This is a genomic window from Kumtagia sp., assembly GCF_059502445.1.
This window is the reverse complement of the sequence record NZ_JCACER010000019.1, coordinates 72,774-92,964: the sequence shown is the minus strand read 5'-3', so window position 1 is coordinate 92,964 and position 20,191 is coordinate 72,774. Positions and strand designations below refer to the sequence as shown.

Below are 20,191 nucleotides of genomic sequence, written 5' to 3'. Positions count from 1 at the left end.
GACGCCCGAAACCGGTCAGTGGATCGTCCCCTCCTCCAGGTCCGGCGTCTGCCACATCTTTTCGAGATTGTAGAATTCGCGGACCTCGGGGCGGAAGACGTGGACGATGATGTCGCCGGAATCGATCAGCACCCAGTCGGCGGCCGCCAGCCCTTCCACGCGCGCATTGCCGAAGCCGGCATCCTTGAGCGCCTTGAGCAGGTGGTCCGCCACGGCCGCCACATGACGATGCGAGCGGCCCGACGCCACCACCATGTGGTCGCCGAGGCTGGACTTTCCCTGGAGATCGATCGAGACGATGTTTTCGGCCTTGGAGTCTTCCAGACTGGCAAGGACTGTTTCGAGGGCGCGGGACACGGAGTCCATTCCGCTGATCCCGGCCGGCGAAGGCATGGGGTATGCCTTCTTCCGCAGTGCTGTTCTCAGTGTCTTTCCTTTCGCGACAGGAACAACCAAATCATCCGCCAAATCAGCGGATGCTCCGAAGATAGGCGCAGCTGGGTTAAGGTTTCAAGACAGTCGTCTCCGCTCTTTTTGCTTTGCGGGCGCCAGACGGGGCTTCGTGGCCCGCATCTTGCCGGAGAAACGCGCGACGCTGCCATCCGTTGCGCCTCCGCCGGTCGAAAGGAGAGATGTGGCAGCAGCAGCCGACAGGGTGGCGCAACGAGGTCAGCGGCCCGGCTGTCCGGCGCCGTCGTCCTGCGGAAAGGCCAGTTCGGCGGGCAGGGGGGCCTGCGCCGACATCGGCGCGAAACTGCCCGACTGTTCCGCCGCCGGCGGCGCCTTGGCGATGCGCCAGGCGACGAAGCCGCTGAACGCCACGGCGATGACGATCGCCACATGCATGAAGGCCTCCGTCCCGTAGAGCGCGGTGAGCGCCGTCGCCACGCCGGGGACGATGAAGCCGGAGAACGACCAGGTGAACAGCATGGCGCTGGAGAGCGCGACGAGGTCGGCCTGGCCCGCCCGATCGTTGGCATGGGCGCTGGAGATCGAATAGATCGTCTCGGTCGCGCCGCTCCATATGACGAAGACCACAACGATCCACAGGAACGGAACGCCGGCCGTCTGGCTGGCGGCGAGGCCGGCAAGCGCCACCAGCAGCGACGTTCCCACCAGCACATAGCGGCGGTCGGTACGGTCCGACAGCCAGCCGAGCGGCAGCTGGAACAGGATGGTGCCGAACTGCATGGCTACCATCAGCACCGACACCTGGTCCTTGCCGAAGCCGCTGGCGGTGGCGTGGATCGGCGCGAAGCCGGCGACCATCATCGACAGGCCGCCGACCGCCAGCATGCCGGCGATGCCGACCGGCGAGATGCGCCAGGCGCGGCCAATGGCCAGGCTGGCCGATTCCGGCGGGGGCGGCGGCCTCAGGCTGGTGAGCCCGACCGGAATGATCGACAGCGCCGCGAAGGCGACGGCGACGATCGGTGCCGCCGGCGTGTCGATGTCGATGAAGGCCAGCGCCAGCGAGCCCAGCCCAAGCCCGACCACGTAGCAGATGTAGAAGGCGGCCATGACGCGGCCGCGGATGGCATTGCCGACCGCGTCGTTCAGCCAGCTCTGGGCGACGATGAACAGGCTGTTGATGGCGAAGCCGTAGAGGGCGCGCGAGGCGATCCACAGCACCGGGTCGATGCCGGCGGTGATCAGCGTGTTGGCCAGGATGATCAGCGCCGAGTAGGTCATGAAGGCGCGTGCATGGCCGACGCGGCGCACCAGCTGGCCGGTCAGCAGGCAGCCGACCAGCCCGCCGGCCGACAGGCCGGTGAGGATCAGCCCGGCCCAGGTCGGCGCGAAGCCCGAGGCGCCGAGCCGCACCGGCACATAGGCGAACAGCAGGCCGTTGCCGACCGCCAGCAGCGTCATCGACAGGATGATGCTGGTGATGGCGACCAGCGGCGCCGGTCCCCTGCCGGCAACAGCCCTTGTCCCGCCGGCAGTGAGAAGCGTGTCGCCCATGGCGCGAAAGTGCCCGAGCCGCGGTCGCCGCAACGCTGCAAAAGCGACATCGCCGGACGAGCGTGCGTCGAGGCCGGCTTTCGACGCAATTGCGGCGCGCTTTGCCGAGGAAACGACCGGCCGTGGCGGCGCCCGGCGGCCATGTGAACACAAAAGCGCGGCTTTTCGTGCCTGCGTTCAGCCGGGCAGTTGATTCCGCAATGATTTCACGTGGCCGGCGTGGCGCGCGGGGCGACATCTATCCCCCTTTTTCCGCCTCGCCAGTGCGATTCGCGCGGATCGCGGTGGAGGACAGCGACGAGCGCGGGCCGTGGATGAAGGTCCAGGCCGGCGCCTTGCTGCGTGCGAGCCGCGGCGCGTCCGCCTCGTCGATGCGCGCATGGTCGAAGGTTTTCGCCAGGACCGAGGACAGGAACGACAGGGTCGCGCCCGGGCGATCGATGACAGCTATCGGAAAAGTAAGGGCAATTTGCCGCCAGCGCTGCCAGCGGTGGAAGTCGCGCAGATTGTCGGCGCCCATGATCCAGACGAAGTCGACGCCCGGATTGCGTGCCTTGATCAGCGCCAGCGTGTCGGCGGTGTAGCGCACGTTGTGGGCGGCCTCGAAGGCCGTCACCTTCACGCGCGGATCGTGCATGAGCGCTTCCGAGAGCCGGATGCGCTCGCCGAGCGGCGCCAGATCACGACCGTTTTTCAAAGGGTTGCCCGGCGTGACGATCCACCAGAGCTGGTCGAGCGCCAGCCGCCGCAGCGCGATCTCGGCGACCAGCGCATGCCCCGCATGCGGCGGGTTGAAGGAGCCGCCGAACAGGCCGACCTGCATGCCCTTCTCGACATGCGGCATGGCGAGGTAGCGGCTCGCGACCGAGGATGTCACCGGGCGACGCCCGGCCAGGTATCGTCTGTCCAGTCGCGCGCGCCGTGAATGATGCGCACGATGGTGACACGCCGTTCTGAAAGGGCGTAGGCGACGATATAGGGCGTCTTCAAAACCACTTTTTCGTAGGTGCCCCTCACGCGTCCCGGATGACCGGTCGGCATCTCTCCCAGGCGGTCTATGGCCGTCTCGATCCGCTCGGCGACCAGCAGAGCTGCTTTCTTGCTCTCCTGCGCGATATGGAGAATCGCCGATTCGAAGTCCTGCAGAGCGTCGTCGGACCAGCCGACCTCTCTCATTTTTCCGTCTGCGCGCGGTCGATCGCGGTCCTGATGCGCTGCATGGCCTGCTTGTGCGGCGTCACCCGACCGGCGGCCATGTCGTCCAGCCCGCGCTGGATCCCGGCCACGATCGCCAGTTCACGCTCGACATAGTCGGCGATCGCCTCGCCCGCGAGGAACGATTTCGTCCGCCGCGTATGATCGGCCAATTCGGCGAGCTTCGCCTTGGTGTCGCCGCTGAGCCGCACGGTCACCGTCTCGGAGAGATGTGGTTTCATGTGCACAATGTATCACAAAATCGACGAGCCGACCAAGTGGCATACGATCAGCCGGGCCGCACCTGCCCCGTGCCGCGCACGCGGTACTTGAACGAGGTGAGCTGCTCGACGCCGACGGGCCCGCGCGCATGCATCTTGCCGGTGGAGATGCCGATCTCGCCGCCGAAGCCGAACTCGCCGCCGTCGGCGAACTGGGTGGAGGCGTTGTGCAGCAGGATCGCAGAGTCGAGCTCGTTGAAGAAGCGCTCCACCGCCGCCCCGTCCTCGGCGAGGATCGCCTCGGTGTGGTGCGACGACCAGGTCTCGATGTGCTCGATCGCGCCGCCGATGCCGTCGACCAGCTTCACCGAGATGATGGCGTCGAGATATTCGGTCGACCAGTCGGCCTCGCTCGCCGGCTTCGCGGCGGGATAGAGCTTCAGCACCTCGGCATCGGCACGGATCTCGCAGCCGGCCTCGGCCAGCGCGTCCAGCACCGGCGTCAGGTGCGTATCGGCGACGGCGCGGTCGACCAGCAGCGTCTCGGCCGCGCCGCAGATGCCGGTGCGGCGCATTTTTGCGTTCACGATCAACGGAATAGCCATATCGAGTTTGGCCGAGCGGTCGACATAGACGTGGCAGAGCCCCTCGAGATGGGCGAAGACGGGCACGCGCGCTTCCGACTGCACGCGCGCCACCAGGCTTTTGCCACCGCGCGGCACGATCACGTCGAGATTGCCCGACAGACCCTTCAGCATCTCGCCGACGGCGGCGCGGTCGGCCACCGGCACGAGCTGGACGGCGTCGGCCGGCAGGCCGGCCTCGGTCAGCCCCCTTGCCAGCGCGCCATGGATGGCGGCGGACGAATTCAGCGAATCCGAGCCGCCGCGCAGCACCACCGGGTTGCCGGCCTTCAGGCACAGCGCGCCGGCGTCGGCGGTGACATTGGGGCGGCTCTCATAGATCACACCGATGACGCCGAGCGGCGTGCGGACGCGCTCGATGTGCAGCCCATTGGGGCGGTCCCATTCGGCGATGACGTCGCCGACCGGGTCGCGCAGCTCGGCGATGGCACGCACGCCCTCGGCCATCGCCTTGATGCGCGCCGGCGTCAGCTTCAGCCGGTCCATCATCGCCGGCGACAGTTTCGCCTCCTCGCCGTTCTTCATATCAATGGCGTTGGCCTCAAGGATCTTCGGCTCGTCGCGCAAAATGGCGTCGGCCATGGCAATCAGGGCCTTGCGCTTCTGCTCGGCCGGTGCGAGCGCCAGCGGTCGGGCGGCGGCCTGCGCCTTGCGGCCGATCTCGGCCATGATGGCAATCGTGTCGTTCGCGTCGTGCCTGTTCAGCATGGCTCAATCCTGACTTGCTTCTTCGCGCTCCCGGACCACCAGGTCGTCGCGATGCACCATCGCCGAGCGTGCCTCGTAGCCAAGCACGGCTTCGATCTCGGCGGTCTTCAGCCCCGCAATCCTTACGGCATCGGCGGCGTCGTAGGCAACCAGCCCGCGCGCCACCTCGCGCCCTTCCGGCGTCAGGATCGCCACCGTGTCGCCGCGGGAAAAATTGCCGCTGACCAGCCTTACGCCGGCCGGCAGCAGCGATTTTCCCGCCATCAGCGCGCCGATCGCTCCGGCATCGATGGTGAGCCGGCCGGCCGGCTCGAGCTGGCCGGCGATCCAGGTCTTGTAGCCCTTCACCGGATTGGCGCTCGGCTTGAAGAAGGTGGCGCGCTCGCCGCGCTCGATCGCCATCAGCGGGTTCTGCCGCGTGCCGGCGGCGATGATCATCGCCGTGCCGGCGAGCGTGGCGATCTTGCCGGCGTCGAGTTTCGTGCGCATGCCGCCGCGCGACAACTCGGAGGCCGCGGCGCCGGCCATCGCCTCGATGTCGGGGGTGATGCGCTCGACCACGGGGATGAACTGTGCCTGCGGATCGCGGGCCGGCGGGGCGGTGTAGAGCCCGTCTATGTCGGACAGCAGCACCAGCAGGTCGGCTCCCATCATGGTGGCGACGCGGGCGGCGAGCCGGTCGTTGTCGCCATAGCGGATTTCGGTGGTGGCGACCGTGTCGTTCTCGTTGATCACCGGCACAGCCTTGAGTTCCAGCAGCTTGGAGATGGTGGCGCGGGCGTTGAGATAGCGGCGGCGCTCCTCGGTGTCGCCCAGCGTCAGCAGGATCTGCCCGGAGCGCAGGCCGTGGCGGCCGAGCGCGTCGGCCCAGGCGCTGGCCAGCGCGATCTGGCCGACGGCGGCGGCGGCCTGGCTCTCCTCCAGCTTCAGCGCGCGCTTGCCCAGTGCCAGGATGGTACGGCCGAGCGCGATCGCGCCGGAGGACACGACCAGCACCTCCGCTCCGCCGGCGGCAAGGGCCGATACGTCGTCGGCAAGCGAGTCCAGCCAGCCGCGCTTCAGCCCGCTTTCGCGGTCGACCAGCAGCGCCGAGCCGATCTTCACGGTGATGCGGCGGTAGGATTTGAGGGAGAGGGTGGTCATGCAACACTCGCAGATTTGCGATGGCGAGAAACGCGCAGAACATCGCGTTCCTTCGCACCCCCCTCTGTCCTGCCGGACATCTCCCCCGCAAGGGGGGAGATCGGCAGCTTCGCGCCTACCGCCCTTCCGGCACCGCCGGCGATTGGCGAAAGCAAAGCGGCCGTCCGATCTCCCCCCTTGCGGGGGAGATGGCCGGCAGGCCAGAGGGGGGTGCGAAGAGGCGCGGTCATCGACAAGCCGCAGCTATCTCTGCCACCGGACATCGGGCTCGGCGGGTGCTTCCGCCTGGCGGGCATCCTCGATCTCGGCGATCAGCGCCCTGAGCGCTACCTCGACGCCTTCACCGGTGACGGCGGAAAGCAGCAGCGGCGCACGGCCGGCGGCGCGCTTCAGCGCCGAAACCTTCTTCTTGCGCGTGTCGGCATCGAGCGTATCGGCCTGGCTCAGCGCCACGATCTCCGGCTTCTCCGCCAGCCCGTGGCCATAGGCGGCGAGTTCGGCCCGCACGGTCTTGTAGGCCTTTGCCGGGCTCTCCTCCTGCGCCGAGACCAGATGCAGCAGCACGCGCGTGCGCTCGACATGGCCCAGAAACCGGTCGCCGATGCCGACACCCTCATGCGCGCCCTCGATCAGGCCGGGAATGTCGGCGACGACGAATTCGCGGGCGTCGATGCGGGCGACGCCGAGATTGGGATGCAGCGTGGTGAACGGATAGTCGGCGATCTTCGGTTTTGCCGCGCTGACGGCGGCGAGGAAGGTCGACTTGCCGGCATTGGGCAGGCCGACCAGCCCGGCATCGGCGATCAGCTTGAGACGGAGCCAGATGGTCAGCTCCTCGCCGGGCAGGCCGGGATTGGCGCGGCGCGGCGCCTGGTTGGTCGAGGTCTTGAAATGCTGGTTGCCGAAGCCGCCATTGCCGCCGGAGGCGAGGCGGAAACGCTGGCCGACCTCGGTCAGGTCGCAGATCAGCGTCTCGTTGTCGTCGGCATAGACCTGCGTGCCCGCCGGCACCTTCAGGGTGACGTCGGCGCCCTTGGCGCCAGTCATGTTGCGGCCCATGCCGTGCACGCCGGTCTTGGCGCGGAAATGCTGCTGGTAGCGGTAGTCGATCAGCGTGTTCAGCCCGTCGACCGCCTCGACCCAGACGTCGCCGCCGCGCCCGCCGTCGCCGCCGTCCGGACCGCCGAACTCGATGAACTTCTCGCGCCGGAACGACACCGCGCCGGCGCCGCCGTTGCCGGAGCGGATGTAGACTTTGGCCTGATCGAGAAATTTCATGGTTCTTTTGTTCTGGCGGCTCTTCGGACGGGCCTGCTCTAGCGGAAAGTTCTGCCGAGCGCGAGGGTTTCCCTCCCCCGTGAGGGGAGGGTGGCCGCGAAGCGGCCGGGTGGGGTCGGGGCGGCAGTGCTCGACGCAAAGAAATGTTCGAGCTTGGCCGAAACAACTCCTCCCCCGCCTGCGGCCGGACCCTCCCCTCGAGGGGAGGGTCCGGCGCTCAGCTCAGCGCCCAGTTCCGCAGGCTCGCCCAGGTCTTGCGGTCGAGGCGGTAGCGCTCGATCGGCACCTGGCCGGCCACCAGCGAGTTCATCATCCCCTGGCCGGCATACTGGAAGCCGCATTTGTGGATGACGCGGCGCGACGCCGGGTTGATGACCCGGCAGGACGCGTGCAGCACGTTGACGCCGGTGGCGTGGAAGCCGAGGTCGACCAGCGCATGCGCCGCCTCGGTGGCGTAACCCTGCTTCCAATGGGGTTCGCCGATCCAGTAGCCGAGCTCCAGCCCGCGGTCGGTGGCGTTCAGCCCCGCGCAGCCGATAAACGTGCCGCCGCCGGCAAGCGTCAGCGCGTAGACGGCGCCGGCGCGGCTGGCCCCGGCCATGGCGAGGAAGGCGCGTGCCTCGGCCCCGCCATAGGGATGCGGCATGCGCGCTAGCATCTCGGCGACGTGGCGGTTGTCGGCCAGCGCCACGAGAGCGGGAATGTCCGCCTCGTTGGGACGGCGCAGGACGAGACGTTCGGTGTGAAGCGTCGGGCGGTCGATCGCCAGACTTTCGTCTTCGCTGTCTTCCTTCTCGGCAACCATGGCAGTCCTCCAGCCAAAGAAAAAGGGGAGATGGCGGCCCATCTCCCCTGATCCTTTTCTGGCCTTGCCAGACACCGGTTCCCGAGATGGGGCGCCGGTGTTGTGGTGCGGATCCGGCTATTCCGCGGCTTCGGCAATCGGGTTGACCGATACGTAGGTTCGGCCGTTGGCTTTCTTGTTGAACTGGACGGCGCCGGGTTGCAGCGCAAAAAGCGTGTGGTCCTTGCCCATGCCGACATTGGTGCCCGGGTGCCAGGTGGTGCCGCGCTGACGCACGATGATGTTGCCGGCAAGCACGGCCTCGCCGCCGAACTTCTTCACGCCGAGGCGCTTGGATTCCGAATCGCGACCGTTACGCGACGAACCGCCAGCCTTCTTGTGTGCCATGGTTTTGCTCCTTCGGTCCTAATACTTACTCGGATTCGCCAGCGGCTTCAGTCTTTTTCTGAGCCTTGGCCGGCTTTTCGGCGGCTTCTGGCTCAGCGGCGGCCTTGGCGGCTGCCTTCTTCGCCGGCTTGGCCCCGCCGGTGAGGATCTCGGTGATCCGCACCGTGGTCTCCAGCTGCCGCTGGCCGCGCTTGCGGCGCGAATTCTGGCGGCGGCGCTTCTTGAAGGCGATGACGGTGGCGGCGCGGCCCTGCTCGAGCAGCTCCGCGGTCACCGTCGCGCCCTCCACGAAAGGAGCGCCGAAGGTGGCGCTGTCGCCTTCGCCGAAGGCCAGCACCTGGCCGAACTCGACGACGTCACCGGCATTGCCGGCAAGCCTGTCGATGGTGATCACGTCGTTGGCGGCAACGCGGTACTGCTTGCCACCGGTCTTGATGACTGCGAACATTTCTTGCCTTTCGCTGTTCGGTCCGGCATTTCGAGCGCCTTCAGGCGATCTAGCCGTCTTTTTGTCAGTCGTTATGGGTTCAAACAAAAACCAGCGCGGGGAACGCCCCACGCCGGAGATGTGCTGTCCCTAGCGGAACGGCCGGCGCAAGTCAAGGCAAACCGGCCGGTTTTGGTGCCAATCCCGCTGCACCGGGCAGGTTTTTGGTTGCTCCGACTTCAGGTCGGGATCGCGTGCGGGCCCCTCGTATCGAGCGAAGACGCTGCCTTGCGGGCAGGGCTCGCTTCGTGCGGGCAGGGGCGCAGATAGGCCCTTGTATCCGGCGAGGGCTGCCGCTATCTAGTGCCCGCGCCGCAAGGCGGACCACGCCCCGCGGAGAGGTGGCAGAGTGGTTGAATGCACCGCACTCGAAATGCGGCATACTCGCAAGGGTATCGGGGGTTCGAATCCCCCCCTCTCCGCCAGCGTTCACGCTACCCGGAAATGTCATTGCGGCGTCGCCCGAACCCTACATCTGGTCGTTGTAGGATCCCTTGGTCCTGCCGACCATTTTCGCCAACTCCGAAAAGCCCGGCACGCCGGTCTCGGACTGCGCCTGGTTCGCCATCATCAGCAGCCGGAGCGGAAAGCAGACGGCGTCGCGGTTGGCCGGCGTCATGTCCTCGTAGAGGCGCTCGTCGCCGGTGATGTCGGCCTCGACCGTGCGCAGGGCGCGGTCGATCTCGTCGATCGACAGCACACCCTTGTGGACGAGCAGGTTGTTGAGCGCGGCGAGCGCCATCATCATGCCTTCGAGCTGCAAGTTGGCGACGTTCATCGGTTTCTCCTCAAAGCCGGCGCCCTCCGCCCTTTCGTCTCCGCTAGAACGCGGAGAGGCCGAAAACGCTGCCGGAGCACAATGTCGCCAGCGTAATTCCGTTCCACCCTCCGCCCGCGCCGGCCGACGCCGCGCAATTCACTCAGCAGCGGCGATCTCTCGTCACGGGGCTGCCAAGTTCCTTTCTCATCCGCCGGAACCGGGTTTTCCCCGTTCGACCAGGCGGTAGCTGTAGCGGTCGCGGATGAAGGCGTTGAAGAACCGGCCCTTGGACGGTGCGCGCCGGAAAGCGCCGTAGATCTCGGGCTCGACGCCCTCATATTCGTAACGGTCACCGCTCGGCACGAACCAGACGGAGAGCTTGTGGCTTTCCGGGTCGTAGTCGGTCCTGCGGATGGCGGTGGACGGCACCGTGCGCTCCAAAACGCTTGCCCAAGCCAACCGTCGAGAGGCGCTTCCGTTCCGGGGAAGCCAGGCGGCCAGGCGAAGCCGGCGCCGCCATCCGTTTCAGTGCGTCGCCAGCTCCCGTGCCGTTCGTTTGCCAGCAAAGCAAAGGCCAAGCTCGGGCGTGCAGAGATCAGGAACCTTTTCAATCGTCGGAGCTTTCTGGTTCTGCATTGCAACGCTCGTGAATGAACTCTGGCTTCGAAGGAAACTCCCATGGCAAAAGAAAAGACGCTGGACGATCTGTTCCACGATACTCTGAAAGACATCTACTACGCTGAGAGGAAGATCCTGAAGGCACTGCCGAAGATGGCGCGCGCCGCGTCGTCGGCCGAGCTGAAGGCGGCTTTCGAAAAGCACAAGGACGAGACCGAGGGCCATGTCGAACGGCTGCAGCAGGTCTTCGAGATTCTCGGCAAGCGCGCCCAGGGAAAGACCTGTCCCGCGATCGATGGCATCATCGAGGAGGGAGAGGAGATCACCGAGGAATTCAAGGGAACGCCGGCCCTCGATGCTGGGCTGATATCGGCCGCCCAGGCCGTCGAACATTACGAGATCACGCGTTACGGCACCCTGAAGCGCTGGGCCGAGGTTCTCGGAATGAAGGACGCCGTCAAGCTGCTCGACAAGACGCTCGACGAAGAGTCCGCGACCGATGAGGCGCTCACCGGGCTTGCCGATGCCTCCGCCAATGAGATGGCCAAGGCAGCCTGATTGCCCAAGCCAACCGGCGCCGTGCGGCAAGCGGCGCCGCGACAGCCGTTTCGCACACCGAGGCCTCGGACGTTTCGCTCGCGGGCGGCAGAGCATGCGCGATCGGCGGGAAGAGAAGAAGAATATCCGCTGAAGAATGCGGCAACTGGTTCATTCCGGTAATCGCTTGGATGCCGAGACGGAATCCGGCTTGCGGGACCGTTTCAGCTTGACGCGACTCCGCTCCGCAGGACCCTGGTCGCGCGGTCCCAATGCGAGTCCCAACGACATCGCTTTCGATTTGACGCCGATCCTCGTCCGGCGCAGCGCCTCGGCGATGTCTTCCGCCGTCATTCCCGCCGCGGCCATCCGTCGAAGCTGCCGGACATCCCCCCGCGACCACGGCAGACCGTTTCGAGAGGCAGGAGGCATGGGACTTCTCGCAGACAACGAGCCTCCCAAACCTCCGCAATAAATGTTTGTTCCTGATTGTATGAACTTCCGGCGCGGCCCGATCGGCCGGGCAGTCTCTCACCCGTCTCTGTCCTGCCGTCGCCGCGCCTCCCTTCTCCCCAGCAGCAAATCAAAGACATACCCGCAACGATCCCGGGAATAGACCAGGCCATGATACAAGGTCAGCGCGGCGCGCGCCCAACCGAGATAGAGGAAGGGCAGCCCGGTTCCCCGCGCCAACCCGAACACGCGGTGGCTCCAGGCGGAAATATTTCCGCGCAGGCGATAGACCAGCCTGCGCCGCAGCTCGATCGGCGGTGGGTCGTCGAACACCCTCTTGCGCAGACGAAAGGGGAAGCGCCGCAGCCGCAGGCGGTACGACAATCCCTCGCGCCGCTGCCGGAAGCCGGCGGCCTGCGTCTGCCCGACGAAATCGCCGTCGACCTCGCGCAGGTCGAGACGTCCTTCGGTCGCAGCCTCGCTGAGCAGGCGGTTCAGTGCTGGCGACCGGACGACGACCACGTTGGTGCCGCGGCCATCCGACGAATACGGCTCCACCCAGGCGTCGCCGAACGAGATGTCGGCCGTCTCCGCCACCACGTCGTCGCAGAAATTGCATGCCGCGTTCTGGAAGAAGCCGGAACCCCAGTCGCCATCGACGAGATGCCACCAGTCCTTCCGGTGGACGCTTCCGTCGCTGAGCGTCAGCTGCGCGGTGTACCAATTGGCCGGGCGATCCGGATTTTTTGCGCGAAAATCGACGCCGGCGATCGCGGCGGGATCGACGCCCATCTGCAGGGCGAAACTCTCGACGAAACGCGCGCTCTTCATGTGGCCGCAGAAAAGGCCGAGCGTGAAGGCGATCCGCTCGCGGAAAATATCGTCCTCCAGGCGCAGCAGATTGACGGCCTTGATGAAGCAGGGAATGCCGACCACCGCGTAGCGTCCGGGGGTAGAGCGGATCGTTTCCAGCACGGCGGACAGTTCGATGGGATAATACCGCGACTTCGACCCGGCGCGGGCATCCGCCTCGGTCCGCGAGATCGTGTAGCGGAAGAACCGCTGCTCGCGCTGCGGCTCGCGCACCGCCGTCACGTGCGCCACGCCGTCCACCAGCCCGCGCCGCAGCAGTTCTGCGGCGACCCAGCTGACCATGCCGTCCGAGCTGCCGTCGGCACGGAAACCCGCCTCGGCCGCATTGCCGACATAGGCGGCCTCGAAGCGGCCGACTTGGGGGTCCGCATGCCTGGCCGTTGGAAATTGCAGCAGGGCCAGCTCGTCCTCGCCGCGCGCGCCGGGGGAAAACGGACAGGTCCGGGTGAAGCCGGCCGAAGGCCTTTTCCGCCAGCCGCCGCCCGAGGGTTTCAACTGGCCATAGCGGTCCCATCGCATGGCGGCGTCGGGAGCACCGCTCTGCGCGACGCAACTGCCGCAGCCGATGCACAGCCCGGCCGCAACGATGTCGCGGGGGCCGACAGGCCGGCCATGAGGCGCGGCGGCCGCCGGTTCAGGCGAGGGCTTCGCGGAGATAGTCATGCGACCTGCGACGCAGCTTCTCGATGCGCGAGAGGATGCCGCCTTCGAGCGGAGCGCCGAGCAGGCCCGCAATGGACGCGCCGGCGGAATGCTCGTCGACCAGATGGTTGCCGGCTCCCAGCAGCTGCGTCAGGTCGCGCAGCTTGTTCGCGCGATAGTCCGACGAGACGCAGGCGAAGGGTTTTGCGTTGAACAGCGAGAACACGCAGCCGTGGAAGAAGTTGGTGACGACGGCCGCGGCGCCGGCCATCAGGCGCGCAAAGGTTTCCGGCCCCGCGGCGATGCGCTGCTCGTCGGCCCAGGCGTTGCGGTAGCCGATGCTCAGCAGCCGATAGCCCATCGAAATGGCCCAGGTCCGGACCATCGCCGTGAACCAGCGGGGGAAGGAGTGGCCGTAGACAGCCACATAGGGCGTGTCGGCAGCGACCGGCTCGGCCGCCGGCGGGAATTGCAGGCAGGGGTCGAGCACCAGTTCGGGATTGGAGCCGAGCGCGTCGCGGACGATTCTGGCGCTGTTGCCGTCGCGTACGGATATCCGCCTGAAGGTCGCGAGTCGGTCCGTCCAGGGCGACGGCAGCCCCTCCGCCGCATCATAATTGCCGAAGCTTGCCGCATAGGACACCAGGCGGCAAGGCTCGAGCCCGACACCATAGAAGATGGAATGGCCGCCATACCACGGATGCCGCAGGTTCCAGACCTCGTCGCTGCCGACGACGATGCGGTCGAATTGCGCGAGGGCAGAAGGGTCGTCGAGATCGAAGCGCGCCGAGCATGGGAGCCTGTCGAAAGCCTCGAAGAACAACCGTGTCTTCAACACGTAGCCGACGGTGTCGCCGGGAATGTCGACCTGCGGCCGCAGCGCGCATCGCCACTCGCGCCGGTTCACGAGCGGTGAATGATGGTCGAGCAGCACGGCGTCGTGTCCCATCGAGCGGAGACCGTCGACGAGGCAGCGGGCCTGCCAGTAGGATCCGTAATTGATGCAACGGTGAAAGGTCAGCACGCCGATTTTGCGCGAGAGGGGCATCCGTCTTACCGGGCCGCCACGAGGCCGAGCGGCGGGCCCTGCCGCATGTCCGCGGAACTGGTCGGCATCGCCGGCGCGTATCGGCGGATCATGTCGCCGCAGAAGCGGGCGAACTCGTCGGGCACCAGCGGTGGGCTGGTGTGGTGGGGCATCAGGCCCCGGTGCTCCGGGGTGAAGCAGAAGGTGACCGTCACGTCGAAATCGGCGAGCGCCTGCATCTGCCGGTCGAACCAGTCGAGCGCGTTAGGCCGGAAGCTGTCGGCCCAGGAGAGGCCGGTGCGGACATAGGTGACGCCGAGCCGCTTCATCCAGGCGACGGCCTCGTCCAGCCGCGGGTCTTCGAAATGGAACCACTGCACCAGTCCCATCTCGGGGGTGAGGCCGGCAAAGGTTTCGAGGGCGGGCTTCGGCGTGCCGTCCTCGCGCAGCAGGCCCATGTAGAAATGCCGGTAGTAGGATGATCCCTCAGCCTCCCGGTGACGGGTCGTCGCGCCCCAGGCCATCGGCAGATCGTAGAGGCTGTACCACTGCACCCGCGGCGCCTTGCCGAGCAGCAACTCGGCGGTGCGCTTCAGCCCCCAGACCTGGATTTCCTCGGCGCCGAAGGTGGAGATGCCGACCTCGCTGACCCAGATCGGCAGGTCGGTCACGGCGCCAATCTCGCCGATCTTCCGCGGCCATTCGTGGACCTGCCAGAGGTTCCAGTCGAGCGGGAAGCCATGCACGGCAACCGCATCGACGCGGTCAAGCACGCTGAATTCCTTCATGCGGGTCATGAACGCAGGATCGATCGGCGAGATACCGCCGAGGACCTTCGTCACATCCGGATTTTCTCGCGCGATCGCATCGGCGGCCAGGATCACCATCTCGGCGTAGCGGCTCCAGTCCGGGTCGAGTTCCGGGTCCCAGTGGGACTTGTTGTTCGGCTCGTTCCAGATCATTGCCGCTTCGATCATTTATTCGCTCCTCTGGCTGGATAGACGGCGCCCTCGCCGGCCGGCGCTCCTGCCGGCCGGCAGATGTAGACCTCGGCCTCAGGGTGCGCGGCGATGACGAAGCCGGCGCTGCGCAGCATGGCCTCCATGCCGGCCCGGTTGGGAATCCACCAGTTGGTCGGATCGTTGGCGTAGCGATGCTCGATGAAGTGCAGTTTTGGAAAGCCGGGCTCGTCGAACAGATCCTTGCGCCAGAAATGATAGTCCTCGTCGAGGGCAGCCACCTCGCCGCTGCCGCGCTGCATCGACTGGAACACCATAAGATCGCCGACGACATGGTCGCGGATGAGGTCGAGGGCCAGCAACGGGTGCCGCAGATGATAGAGGACGCCCATGAACAGGACGATGTCGAAGCGCTCGCCCAGGGAGCCCACGTCGTAGACGGAGAGCTTTCGGAACTCGATGTCCGCCTCGGCGATCTCAGCGGCGAAGCGCGCCTGCGCGAGATAGGTCTCATCGAAATCGACGCCGAGCACGCGCTCGGCGCCGCGGCGCTTCATCTCGATGGAGTAGAAGCCGGCATTGCAGCCGATATCCAACACGGTCCTTCCCGTGAGATCGGCCGGGATGGCGTGCGCGAACTTGCGCCACTTCATGTAAGGATAATTGCCGAGAAAATGATCGGGTGCCGTGGAAATCCCGCCCAGCTCGATGTTGTGGAACCAAGGCCCAAGTTCCTCGATGCGGCGGCGGACCGCCTGGTCGGACATGCTCATGGCCGGGCTCTCCACGCGGGCGAGCGGGCTGGGCGCGCGGGATATCCGCACGCTGCGCAGCCGTTCGCGTCGATTGACATCACACGCCCTCGTTCAGCCTGAGAAGCTTGGCGCCCCAGTCGCCCATCGCCACCACGCTGATGGAGGCGGGCTCGATGTCGAAGCGGAAGCCGCCGTCGGCGGTAAGGCCGAGGACATGGCAGACCGCGCTCTTGATGACGTCGGCATGGCTGACGAGCACGACGCCTTCGCCGGCGTGTCTCTTGCGCAGGTCGGCCATGCAGGCGCAGACGCGGCCGCACACGTCCTGCATGCTCTCGCCGGTGGGGGTGACCGCGACCGCACGCCGGCTGTTCCAGTCCCGCCATGCCGGATCCTGATTGAGCTCGACGAAAGTCTTGCCCGACCACGGCCCGAAATCGATCTCGTCGAGTTCGTCGCGCAACTCGACGGGGCCGATCTCGGAGTGCAGGGAAACGGCGCGGGCCGTCTGCGCCGTCCGCTCGCGCGGGCTCGAATAGATCGCGACGAAATTCTCGCGGCACATCCGTTCGCCGAGCCGCCGCGCCTGGGCGCGTCCGTCCGGTCCCAGCGAGACATTGGGCGCGCGGCCGGCGAGATAGCGGCCGACATCGTCATGCGCGGCATGCCGCAACAGGAAGAACGTCGTCGTCATTCCGCGGCCTTCAGCGATTCCGATTGCTCGCCGGCGATGAAGTCGAGCGTGCGCCGGCGCGCCTCGGCGTCGGTGAACTGCCGCGGCGGCGACTTCATGAAGTAGCTCGACGGACCCTCCAGCGCGCCGCCGATGCCGCGGTCGAGAGCAAGTTTCGCGCAGCGGATGGCGTCGATGACGACGCCGGCGGAATTCGGCGAATCCCAAACCTCCAGCTTCAGCTCGGCGTTGAGCGGGACGCCGCCGAAGGTAGTGCCCTCCAGGCGGATATAGGCCCATTTGCGGTCGGCGAGCCAGGGCACGTGGTCGCTCGGACCGACATGCACGTTGTCGGGCTCCAAGGGGACCTCCAGCTGACTCATGACTGACTGGGTCTTCGAGATCTTCTTCGATTCCAGGCGCTCGCGCTCCAGCATGTTCAAAAAGTCGGTATTGCCGCCGAAATTGAGCTGATAGGTGCGGTCGACCCGCACCCCGCGCTCGCGGAACAGATTGGTCAGCATGCGGTGCACGATGGTGGCGCCGACCTGGCTTTTGATGTCGTCGCCGATGAGCGGCAGGCCGCGCTCCGCGAAGCGGGCCGACCATTCCGGCCGCGAGGCGATGAAGGACGGAATGCAGTTGACGAACGCGCAATGCGCGGCGAGCGCCTGCTCGGCATACCAGGCGGTGGCACGTTCGGAGCCGACAGGCAGGTAGGAGACGAGGATGTCCGTCTCGGTGGCGCGCAGGACTTCCGCGACGTCGACCTCCGGCGTGTCGGATTCCTCGATCGGACCGCGCAGATATTTACCGATGCCGTCGAGCGTCGGCCCCCGTCGCACCTCAACTCCCGTCGGCTCAACCGAGGCGAAACGGGCGGTGTTGTTCGGCGGCGCGAAGATGGCGTCGGCGACATCGCTGCCGACCTTGCCGTTCGCCACGTCGAAGGCGCAGGCGACCTCGATATCCTCGGGACGATAGCCGCCGAGCTCGACATGCATCAGACCCGGCACGGGTTCGTTGTCGCAGACGTCCCGGTAGAAGCGGGTGCCCTGCACCAGCGACGAGGCACAGTTGCCGACGCCGACGATGCCGATGCGGATTTTCTTGCGCGTCATCATTCTTCCTTGCGGCGGACGAAGGCCGGTCCTTACGACCACCGAGGGCCGGGACATTTCTCGTGGCCGAACCAGCACAGCGAAGGAATGTTCCTCCGCTTTTCGACGGGAGCCGGCGGGACTGGATCAAACCCGGCATCCACAGGTTGGACGAGTCCCGGACCTGGCGGATTTCATGATCGTCTATGGCGACCTCGAACGGATTGAACGGGCGGCCGACGTCGAAGCGTCGCTCGCCAGCGCACTGCGGCGTGTAGAGAGAATGCCTGGAGGCATCGACCGGCACGCCGCCCTGGTGAGCGCCTTCATCCGCGCGGCCGAACTGGTGCAGGGTGTCGCCGACGCGGAATTCGACCGGCTGGGCAAGGATGCGCGGTCCCCAACGCGGGAAAGCGGGGCGATGCTGCTGCTGCACCTGGCGGCGGCGATCGACCGTTCGTGGCGGCAACGTTTTGATGGTGACGTCGATGCCGGCGGGCTGTCGGAGTTGCTGCGGCAAAGCCATGGTGGCGATGTCATCAAGACGCGTACCGCGGAAGGTTTTGCCCACTACGCACTCTATCCGGAGAGCTATCTTGAGGCCGCGCAGGCTTCCGGCCTGGCGGCGAACACGGTCGCGATCGGGATCAGGAGCATAGGCGTTGGCCTCGGAGCGCTGGTTGCCGCCGCGCTCGGGGCGGCGCCGGCGATCAGCCTGCGGCCGGCCGGCCATCCCTACGATCGCGAGGTCCGCGCCGACGCGGAGCTGATCGAGCCTCATGCCGCCGATCCGGAGGTGCAGTTCGCCATCGTCGACGAAGGACCGGGTCGGTCGGGCAGCTCCTTTGCGAGCGTGGCGCGATGGCTGTCGGGGCACGGCGTTGCGGCGAGCCGCATCCATTTTTTCCCGAGCCATGGCGGGCAGCCGGGGCCGGAAGCCTCCGCGGAAACGCGTTCGGTCTGGGATGCAGTCCGGCGCCACCCGGCAGGCCGGCACGACATCCTTTCAGGCGCAGGCGGATTGCGAAGCTGGGTAGAGAAGACGCTCGGTCCGCTCGGCGGGCCGTTGCGGGAAGTGTCGGCGATACCGTGCATCGCAGCCGTGAAGCAACAGCCGATCGACACGCGCTTCGCGCGCCGGAAATTCCTGGCGCACAATGCCGAAGGTCTTTGGCTGATCAAGTTCGCCGGCCTTAGCGACGTCGGCGAGCGAAAGTTTTGTGACGCCCGGGCGCTGGCACACGCCGGATTCGGACCCGAGACGGCTGGCCTCTGCCACGGCTTTCTTGTTCAGAAATGGGTCGAGGGGCGACCGCTCGGCGAAACGCCTTGCGATCGCAAGGTCTTGCTCAAGGTGCTCGGCGCCTATCTGGCGTGCCGGAGCAAGTGTCTGGCCGAGCCGGGCGTGGGCGCCTCGCTGGAGAAGCTGCGCGACATGGCGGTCTGGAACACCTCGCAGGCGCTCGGCGCCGAAGCCGGCTCGGCACTCGAGCGTCGCCTGTCCGGCGTGGCTTCGCTCGAAGATCGCGTCCGCCGCGTCCGCACCGACAACCGCCTGCATGGCTGGGAGTGGCTGGCGACGGGGAGTGGCTTTCTGAAGATCGACGCGGTCGACCATTGCGAGGCGCACGACCTGATCGGCTGCCAGGATATCGCCTGGGACGTTGCCGGCGCCATCGTCGAGCACAATCTGACGGAGGGCGAGATCGGGACAGTGCGGCGCGAACTGGACCGTGCCGGCGTGGATGTGGATGGCGCCATGATCGCGGCCATGCTTCCGTGCTATCTTGCCTTCCAGCTTGGCCTGTGGTCGACGGCCGAGCCTTCGACCGGCGAGACAAAAAGCTGCGCGGCGTCCTATGCGGACAAGCTTCTGCGCCATTTGCGGCAGCCGCACTGATGGAACCGGATTGTATTTATCGCGAGGTAAGTGCGGCTAAATTGGAGGAGGCAGCGCTGCTTCTTATTGAGCGCGCTTCAGTTGATTCCGCATCGCCTTCGATTTCTGTTTCGCGGAAATGCCGGATGGTTTTCAGCAGTCCCTCGCGCAGCGGCGTGACCGGTCTCCAGCCGAGAAAGCTGCCGGCGCGGCCGATGTCGGGACGCCGGCGCCTGGGATCGTCGACCGGCAGTGGCAGAAAGCGCATGCGCGAGCGCGACCCGGTCAGGTCGAGGACCAGTTCGGCGAGCTCGCGCACCGTGAACTCGGCCGGATTGCCGAGATTGACGGGGCCGTCGGGCCGCAGCTCGATTTCCATCAGCCGATGCAGGCCGTCGACGAGGTCGGAGACGTAGCAGAAGGACCGCGTCTGCGAGCCGTCGCCATAGACGGTCAGCGGTTCGTCCTTCATCGCCTGGACGACGAGATTCGAGACGACGCGGCCGTCCTCAGCATGCATGCGCGGCCCGTAGGTGTTGAAGATGCGCGCCACCCGAACCTCGGCGCGGCCGGCGCGCAGGAAATCGAAGCACATCGCCTCGGCGGCCCGCTTGCCTTCGTCGTAGCAGGCGCGCGGGCCGGTGCAGTTCACGCTTCCGGCATAACTCTCCTTCTGCGGATGCATCTCCGGGTCGCCATAGACCTCGCTGGTCGACGCCTGCAGGAACCGCGCGCCGTGGCGCTGCGCCAGATCGAGCAGGTTGAGCGTGCCGACAACGCAGGTCTGCATCGTGTGGACGGGATCGGCCTGGTAGTGTGGCGGGGAGGCGGCGCAGGCGAGGTTGTAGACGCGGTCCACGCGCGCACGCAGTTCGAGCGGCTGGCAGATGTCGTGCTTCAGGAGCTGAAACTGCTTGTGATCGCGGATCGATCGCAGATTGTTGCGGTTGCCCGTCACGAAACTGTCGACGCAGATCACCCGCTGGCCCTCGGCCAGCAGCGCCTCGCACAGATGCGAGCCGAGGAAGCCCGCGCCGCCGGCGACGAGCGCCGTTTGCAATTCCATCGAACGAGGCATTCGCT

At 66.6% G+C, this 20,191-nt stretch carries 21 protein-coding genes, 1 tRNA gene and 1 pseudogene; 3 read left to right on the top strand and 20 right to left on the bottom strand.

The window, feature by feature from the left end:
• Nucleotides 1-15: 15 nt before the first annotated feature.
• From rsfS to rplU, 11 genes and pseudogenes are all read right to left on the bottom strand, one after another.
• On the bottom strand, nt 16-393 hold the full coding sequence (rsfS, locus tag AC5JDC_RS08170) for a ribosome silencing factor (RefSeq protein ID WP_106773024.1): 378 nt from the start codon (nt 391-393) through the stop codon (nt 16-18).
• 276 nt (nt 394-669) lie between these two features.
• A complete protein-coding gene (locus AC5JDC_RS08165) occupies nt 670-1,965 on the bottom strand; it encodes an MFS transporter (protein ID WP_495840719.1) in 1,296 nt (431 codons plus the stop codon).
• A gap of 238 nt (nt 1,966-2,203) precedes the next feature.
• A complete protein-coding gene (locus tag AC5JDC_RS08160) occupies nt 2,204-2,809 on the bottom strand; it encodes a nicotinate-nucleotide adenylyltransferase (protein ID WP_495840738.1) in 606 nt (201 codons plus the stop codon).
• A 29-nt stretch (nt 2,810-2,838) separates the two neighbouring features.
• Nucleotides 2,839-3,141, bottom strand: coding sequence for a type II toxin-antitoxin system RelE/ParE family toxin (locus tag AC5JDC_RS08155; protein WP_495840717.1), 303 nt, complete (start codon nt 3,139-3,141; stop codon nt 2,839-2,841).
• Nucleotides 3,138-3,401, bottom strand: a complete 264-nt coding sequence (locus AC5JDC_RS08150; RefSeq protein WP_495840715.1) for a CopG family ribbon-helix-helix protein — start codon at nt 3,399-3,401, stop codon at nt 3,138-3,140. The genes AC5JDC_RS08155 and AC5JDC_RS08150 overlap by 4 nt, the downstream gene beginning before the upstream one ends.
• A gap of 47 nt (nt 3,402-3,448) precedes the next feature.
• A complete protein-coding gene (locus tag AC5JDC_RS08145) occupies nt 3,449-4,732 on the bottom strand; it encodes a glutamate-5-semialdehyde dehydrogenase (RefSeq protein ID WP_495840713.1) in 1,284 nt (427 codons plus the stop codon).
• A gap of 3 nt (nt 4,733-4,735) precedes the next feature.
• The gene (gene proB, locus AC5JDC_RS08140; RefSeq protein ID WP_495840711.1) at nt 4,736-5,875 is read right to left on the bottom strand and encodes a glutamate 5-kinase; all 1,140 of its coding nucleotides are present in this window, start codon (nt 5,873-5,875) and stop codon (nt 4,736-4,738) included.
• 243 nt (nt 5,876-6,118) lie between these two features.
• Complete coding sequence (obgE, locus tag AC5JDC_RS08135; RefSeq protein WP_106773020.1) at nt 6,119-7,153, bottom strand: GTPase ObgE; 1,035 nt, start codon at nt 7,151-7,153, stop codon at nt 6,119-6,121.
• A gap of 217 nt (nt 7,154-7,370) precedes the next feature.
• The gene (locus tag AC5JDC_RS08130; protein ID WP_165816090.1) at nt 7,371-7,958 is read right to left on the bottom strand and encodes a GNAT family N-acetyltransferase; all 588 of its coding nucleotides are present in this window, start codon (nt 7,956-7,958) and stop codon (nt 7,371-7,373) included.
• Nucleotides 7,959-8,075: 117 nt separating this feature from the next.
• Nucleotides 8,076-8,345 carry a 50S ribosomal protein L27 gene (rpmA, locus tag AC5JDC_RS08125; protein ID WP_106773018.1) on the bottom strand — a complete coding sequence of 90 codons (270 nt, stop codon included), beginning with the start codon at nt 8,343-8,345 and terminating at the stop codon, nt 8,076-8,078.
• A 28-nt stretch (nt 8,346-8,373) separates the two neighbouring features.
• Nucleotides 8,374-8,793 (bottom strand): annotated as a pseudogene (gene rplU / locus AC5JDC_RS08120) (50S ribosomal protein L21); the annotation flags it as partial.
• Between the two features lie 374 nt (nt 8,794-9,167).
• Here rplU and AC5JDC_RS08115 point away from each other — a divergent pair.
• A tRNA-Ser gene (locus tag AC5JDC_RS08115) sits at nt 9,168-9,257 on the top strand.
• A 44-nt stretch (nt 9,258-9,301) separates the two neighbouring features.
• Here the strand turns inward: AC5JDC_RS08115 and AC5JDC_RS08110 are convergent.
• Both AC5JDC_RS08110 and AC5JDC_RS08105 read right to left on the bottom strand, forming a co-directional pair.
• Nucleotides 9,302-9,610, bottom strand: a complete 309-nt coding sequence (locus AC5JDC_RS08110; RefSeq protein WP_106773016.1) for a hypothetical protein — start codon at nt 9,608-9,610, stop codon at nt 9,302-9,304.
• Nucleotides 9,611-9,796: 186 nt separating this feature from the next.
• Entirely contained in the window at nt 9,797-10,021 is a 225-nt protein-coding gene (locus tag AC5JDC_RS08105) for a KTSC domain-containing protein (protein ID WP_495840707.1), read from the bottom strand.
• 249 nt (nt 10,022-10,270) lie between these two features.
• On the opposite strand from AC5JDC_RS08105, the gene AC5JDC_RS08100 reads away from it, so the two are divergent.
• Nucleotides 10,271-10,768, top strand: a complete 498-nt coding sequence (locus AC5JDC_RS08100; protein WP_106773015.1) for a YciE/YciF ferroxidase family protein — start codon at nt 10,271-10,273, stop codon at nt 10,766-10,768.
• Between the two features lie 510 nt (nt 10,769-11,278).
• Here AC5JDC_RS08100 and AC5JDC_RS08095 read toward each other — a convergent pair.
• The 6 genes from AC5JDC_RS08095 to AC5JDC_RS08070 form a co-directional block, all read right to left on the bottom strand.
• A complete protein-coding gene (locus AC5JDC_RS08095; protein ID WP_495840704.1) occupies nt 11,279-12,736 on the bottom strand; it encodes a Coenzyme F420 hydrogenase/dehydrogenase, beta subunit C-terminal domain in 1,458 nt (485 codons plus the stop codon).
• Nucleotides 12,708-13,763 carry a polysaccharide pyruvyl transferase family protein gene (locus AC5JDC_RS08090; protein WP_495840702.1) on the bottom strand — a complete coding sequence of 352 codons (1,056 nt, stop codon included), beginning with the start codon at nt 13,761-13,763 and terminating at the stop codon, nt 12,708-12,710. Before AC5JDC_RS08090 ends, AC5JDC_RS08095 begins: the two co-directional genes overlap by 29 nt.
• Before the next feature lie 5 nt (nt 13,764-13,768).
• Nucleotides 13,769-14,719, bottom strand: coding sequence for a glycoside hydrolase 5 family protein (locus AC5JDC_RS08085; RefSeq protein ID WP_495840700.1), 951 nt, complete (start codon nt 14,717-14,719; stop codon nt 13,769-13,771).
• A complete protein-coding gene (locus AC5JDC_RS08080; RefSeq protein WP_495840698.1) occupies nt 14,716-15,474 on the bottom strand; it encodes a TIGR04290 family methyltransferase in 759 nt (252 codons plus the stop codon). Before AC5JDC_RS08080 ends, AC5JDC_RS08085 begins: the two co-directional genes overlap by 4 nt.
• A 79-nt stretch (nt 15,475-15,553) precedes the next feature.
• Nucleotides 15,554-16,150, bottom strand: a complete 597-nt coding sequence (locus tag AC5JDC_RS08075; RefSeq protein WP_495840696.1) for a histidine phosphatase family protein — start codon at nt 16,148-16,150, stop codon at nt 15,554-15,556.
• Nucleotides 16,147-17,250, bottom strand: a complete 1,104-nt coding sequence (locus AC5JDC_RS08070; protein ID WP_495840694.1) for an inositol-3-phosphate synthase — start codon at nt 17,248-17,250, stop codon at nt 16,147-16,149. The genes AC5JDC_RS08075 and AC5JDC_RS08070 overlap by 4 nt, the downstream gene beginning before the upstream one ends.
• Here AC5JDC_RS08070 and AC5JDC_RS08065 point away from each other — a divergent pair.
• Nucleotides 17,207-19,129 carry a hypothetical protein gene (locus tag AC5JDC_RS08065; RefSeq protein WP_495840692.1) on the top strand — a complete coding sequence of 641 codons (1,923 nt, stop codon included), beginning with the start codon at nt 17,207-17,209 and terminating at the stop codon, nt 19,127-19,129. The genes AC5JDC_RS08070 and AC5JDC_RS08065 overlap by 44 nt on opposite strands.
• A gap of 16 nt (nt 19,130-19,145) precedes the next feature.
• Here the strand turns inward: AC5JDC_RS08065 and AC5JDC_RS08060 are convergent, their stop codons facing one another.
• A complete protein-coding gene (locus tag AC5JDC_RS08060; protein ID WP_495840690.1) occupies nt 19,146-20,186 on the bottom strand; it encodes a UDP-glucuronic acid decarboxylase family protein in 1,041 nt (346 codons plus the stop codon).
• Nucleotides 20,187-20,191: the final 5 nt, after the last annotated feature.

Coding starts and splice junctions, on each gene's coding strand:
- rsfS (WP_106773024.1), bottom strand. CDS start 393: ATGCCTTCGCCGGCCGGGATCAGCGGAATGGACTCCGTGTCCCGCGCC.
- AC5JDC_RS08165 (WP_495840719.1), bottom strand. CDS start 1,965: ATGGGCGACACGCTTCTCACTGCCGGCGGGACAAGGGCTGTTGCCGGC.
- AC5JDC_RS08160 (WP_495840738.1), bottom strand. CDS start 2,809: ATGCCGCATGTCGAGAAGGGCATGCAGGTCGGCCTGTTCGGCGGCTCC.
- AC5JDC_RS08155 (WP_495840717.1), bottom strand. CDS start 3,141: ATGAGAGAGGTCGGCTGGTCCGACGACGCTCTGCAGGACTTCGAATCG.
- AC5JDC_RS08150 (WP_495840715.1), bottom strand. CDS start 3,401: ATGAAACCACATCTCTCCGAGACGGTGACCGTGCGGCTCAGCGGCGAC.
- AC5JDC_RS08145 (WP_495840713.1), bottom strand. CDS start 4,732: ATGCTGAACAGGCACGACGCGAACGACACGATTGCCATCATGGCCGAG.
- proB (WP_495840711.1), bottom strand. CDS start 5,875: ATGACCACCCTCTCCCTCAAATCCTACCGCCGCATCACCGTGAAGATC.
- obgE (WP_106773020.1), bottom strand. CDS start 7,153: ATGAAATTTCTCGATCAGGCCAAAGTCTACATCCGCTCCGGCAACGGC.
- AC5JDC_RS08130 (WP_165816090.1), bottom strand. CDS start 7,958: ATGGTTGCCGAGAAGGAAGACAGCGAAGACGAAAGTCTGGCGATCGAC.
- rpmA (WP_106773018.1), bottom strand. CDS start 8,345: ATGGCACACAAGAAGGCTGGCGGTTCGTCGCGTAACGGTCGCGATTCG.
- AC5JDC_RS08110 (WP_106773016.1), bottom strand. CDS start 9,610: ATGAACGTCGCCAACTTGCAGCTCGAAGGCATGATGATGGCGCTCGCC.
- AC5JDC_RS08100 (WP_106773015.1), top strand. CDS start 10,271: ATGGCAAAAGAAAAGACGCTGGACGATCTGTTCCACGATACTCTGAAA.
- AC5JDC_RS08095 (WP_495840704.1), bottom strand. CDS start 12,736: ATGACTATCTCCGCGAAGCCCTCGCCTGAACCGGCGGCCGCCGCGCCT.
- AC5JDC_RS08090 (WP_495840702.1), bottom strand. CDS start 13,763: ATGCCCCTCTCGCGCAAAATCGGCGTGCTGACCTTTCACCGTTGCATC.
- AC5JDC_RS08085 (WP_495840700.1), bottom strand. CDS start 14,719: ATGATCGAAGCGGCAATGATCTGGAACGAGCCGAACAACAAGTCCCAC.
- AC5JDC_RS08080 (WP_495840698.1), bottom strand. CDS start 15,474: ATGAGCATGTCCGACCAGGCGGTCCGCCGCCGCATCGAGGAACTTGGG.
- AC5JDC_RS08075 (WP_495840696.1), bottom strand. CDS start 16,150: ATGACGACGACGTTCTTCCTGTTGCGGCATGCCGCGCATGACGATGTC.
- AC5JDC_RS08070 (WP_495840694.1), bottom strand. CDS start 17,250: ATGACGCGCAAGAAAATCCGCATCGGCATCGTCGGCGTCGGCAACTGT.
- AC5JDC_RS08060 (WP_495840690.1), bottom strand. CDS start 20,186: ATGCCTCGTTCGATGGAATTGCAAACGGCGCTCGTCGCCGGCGGCGCG.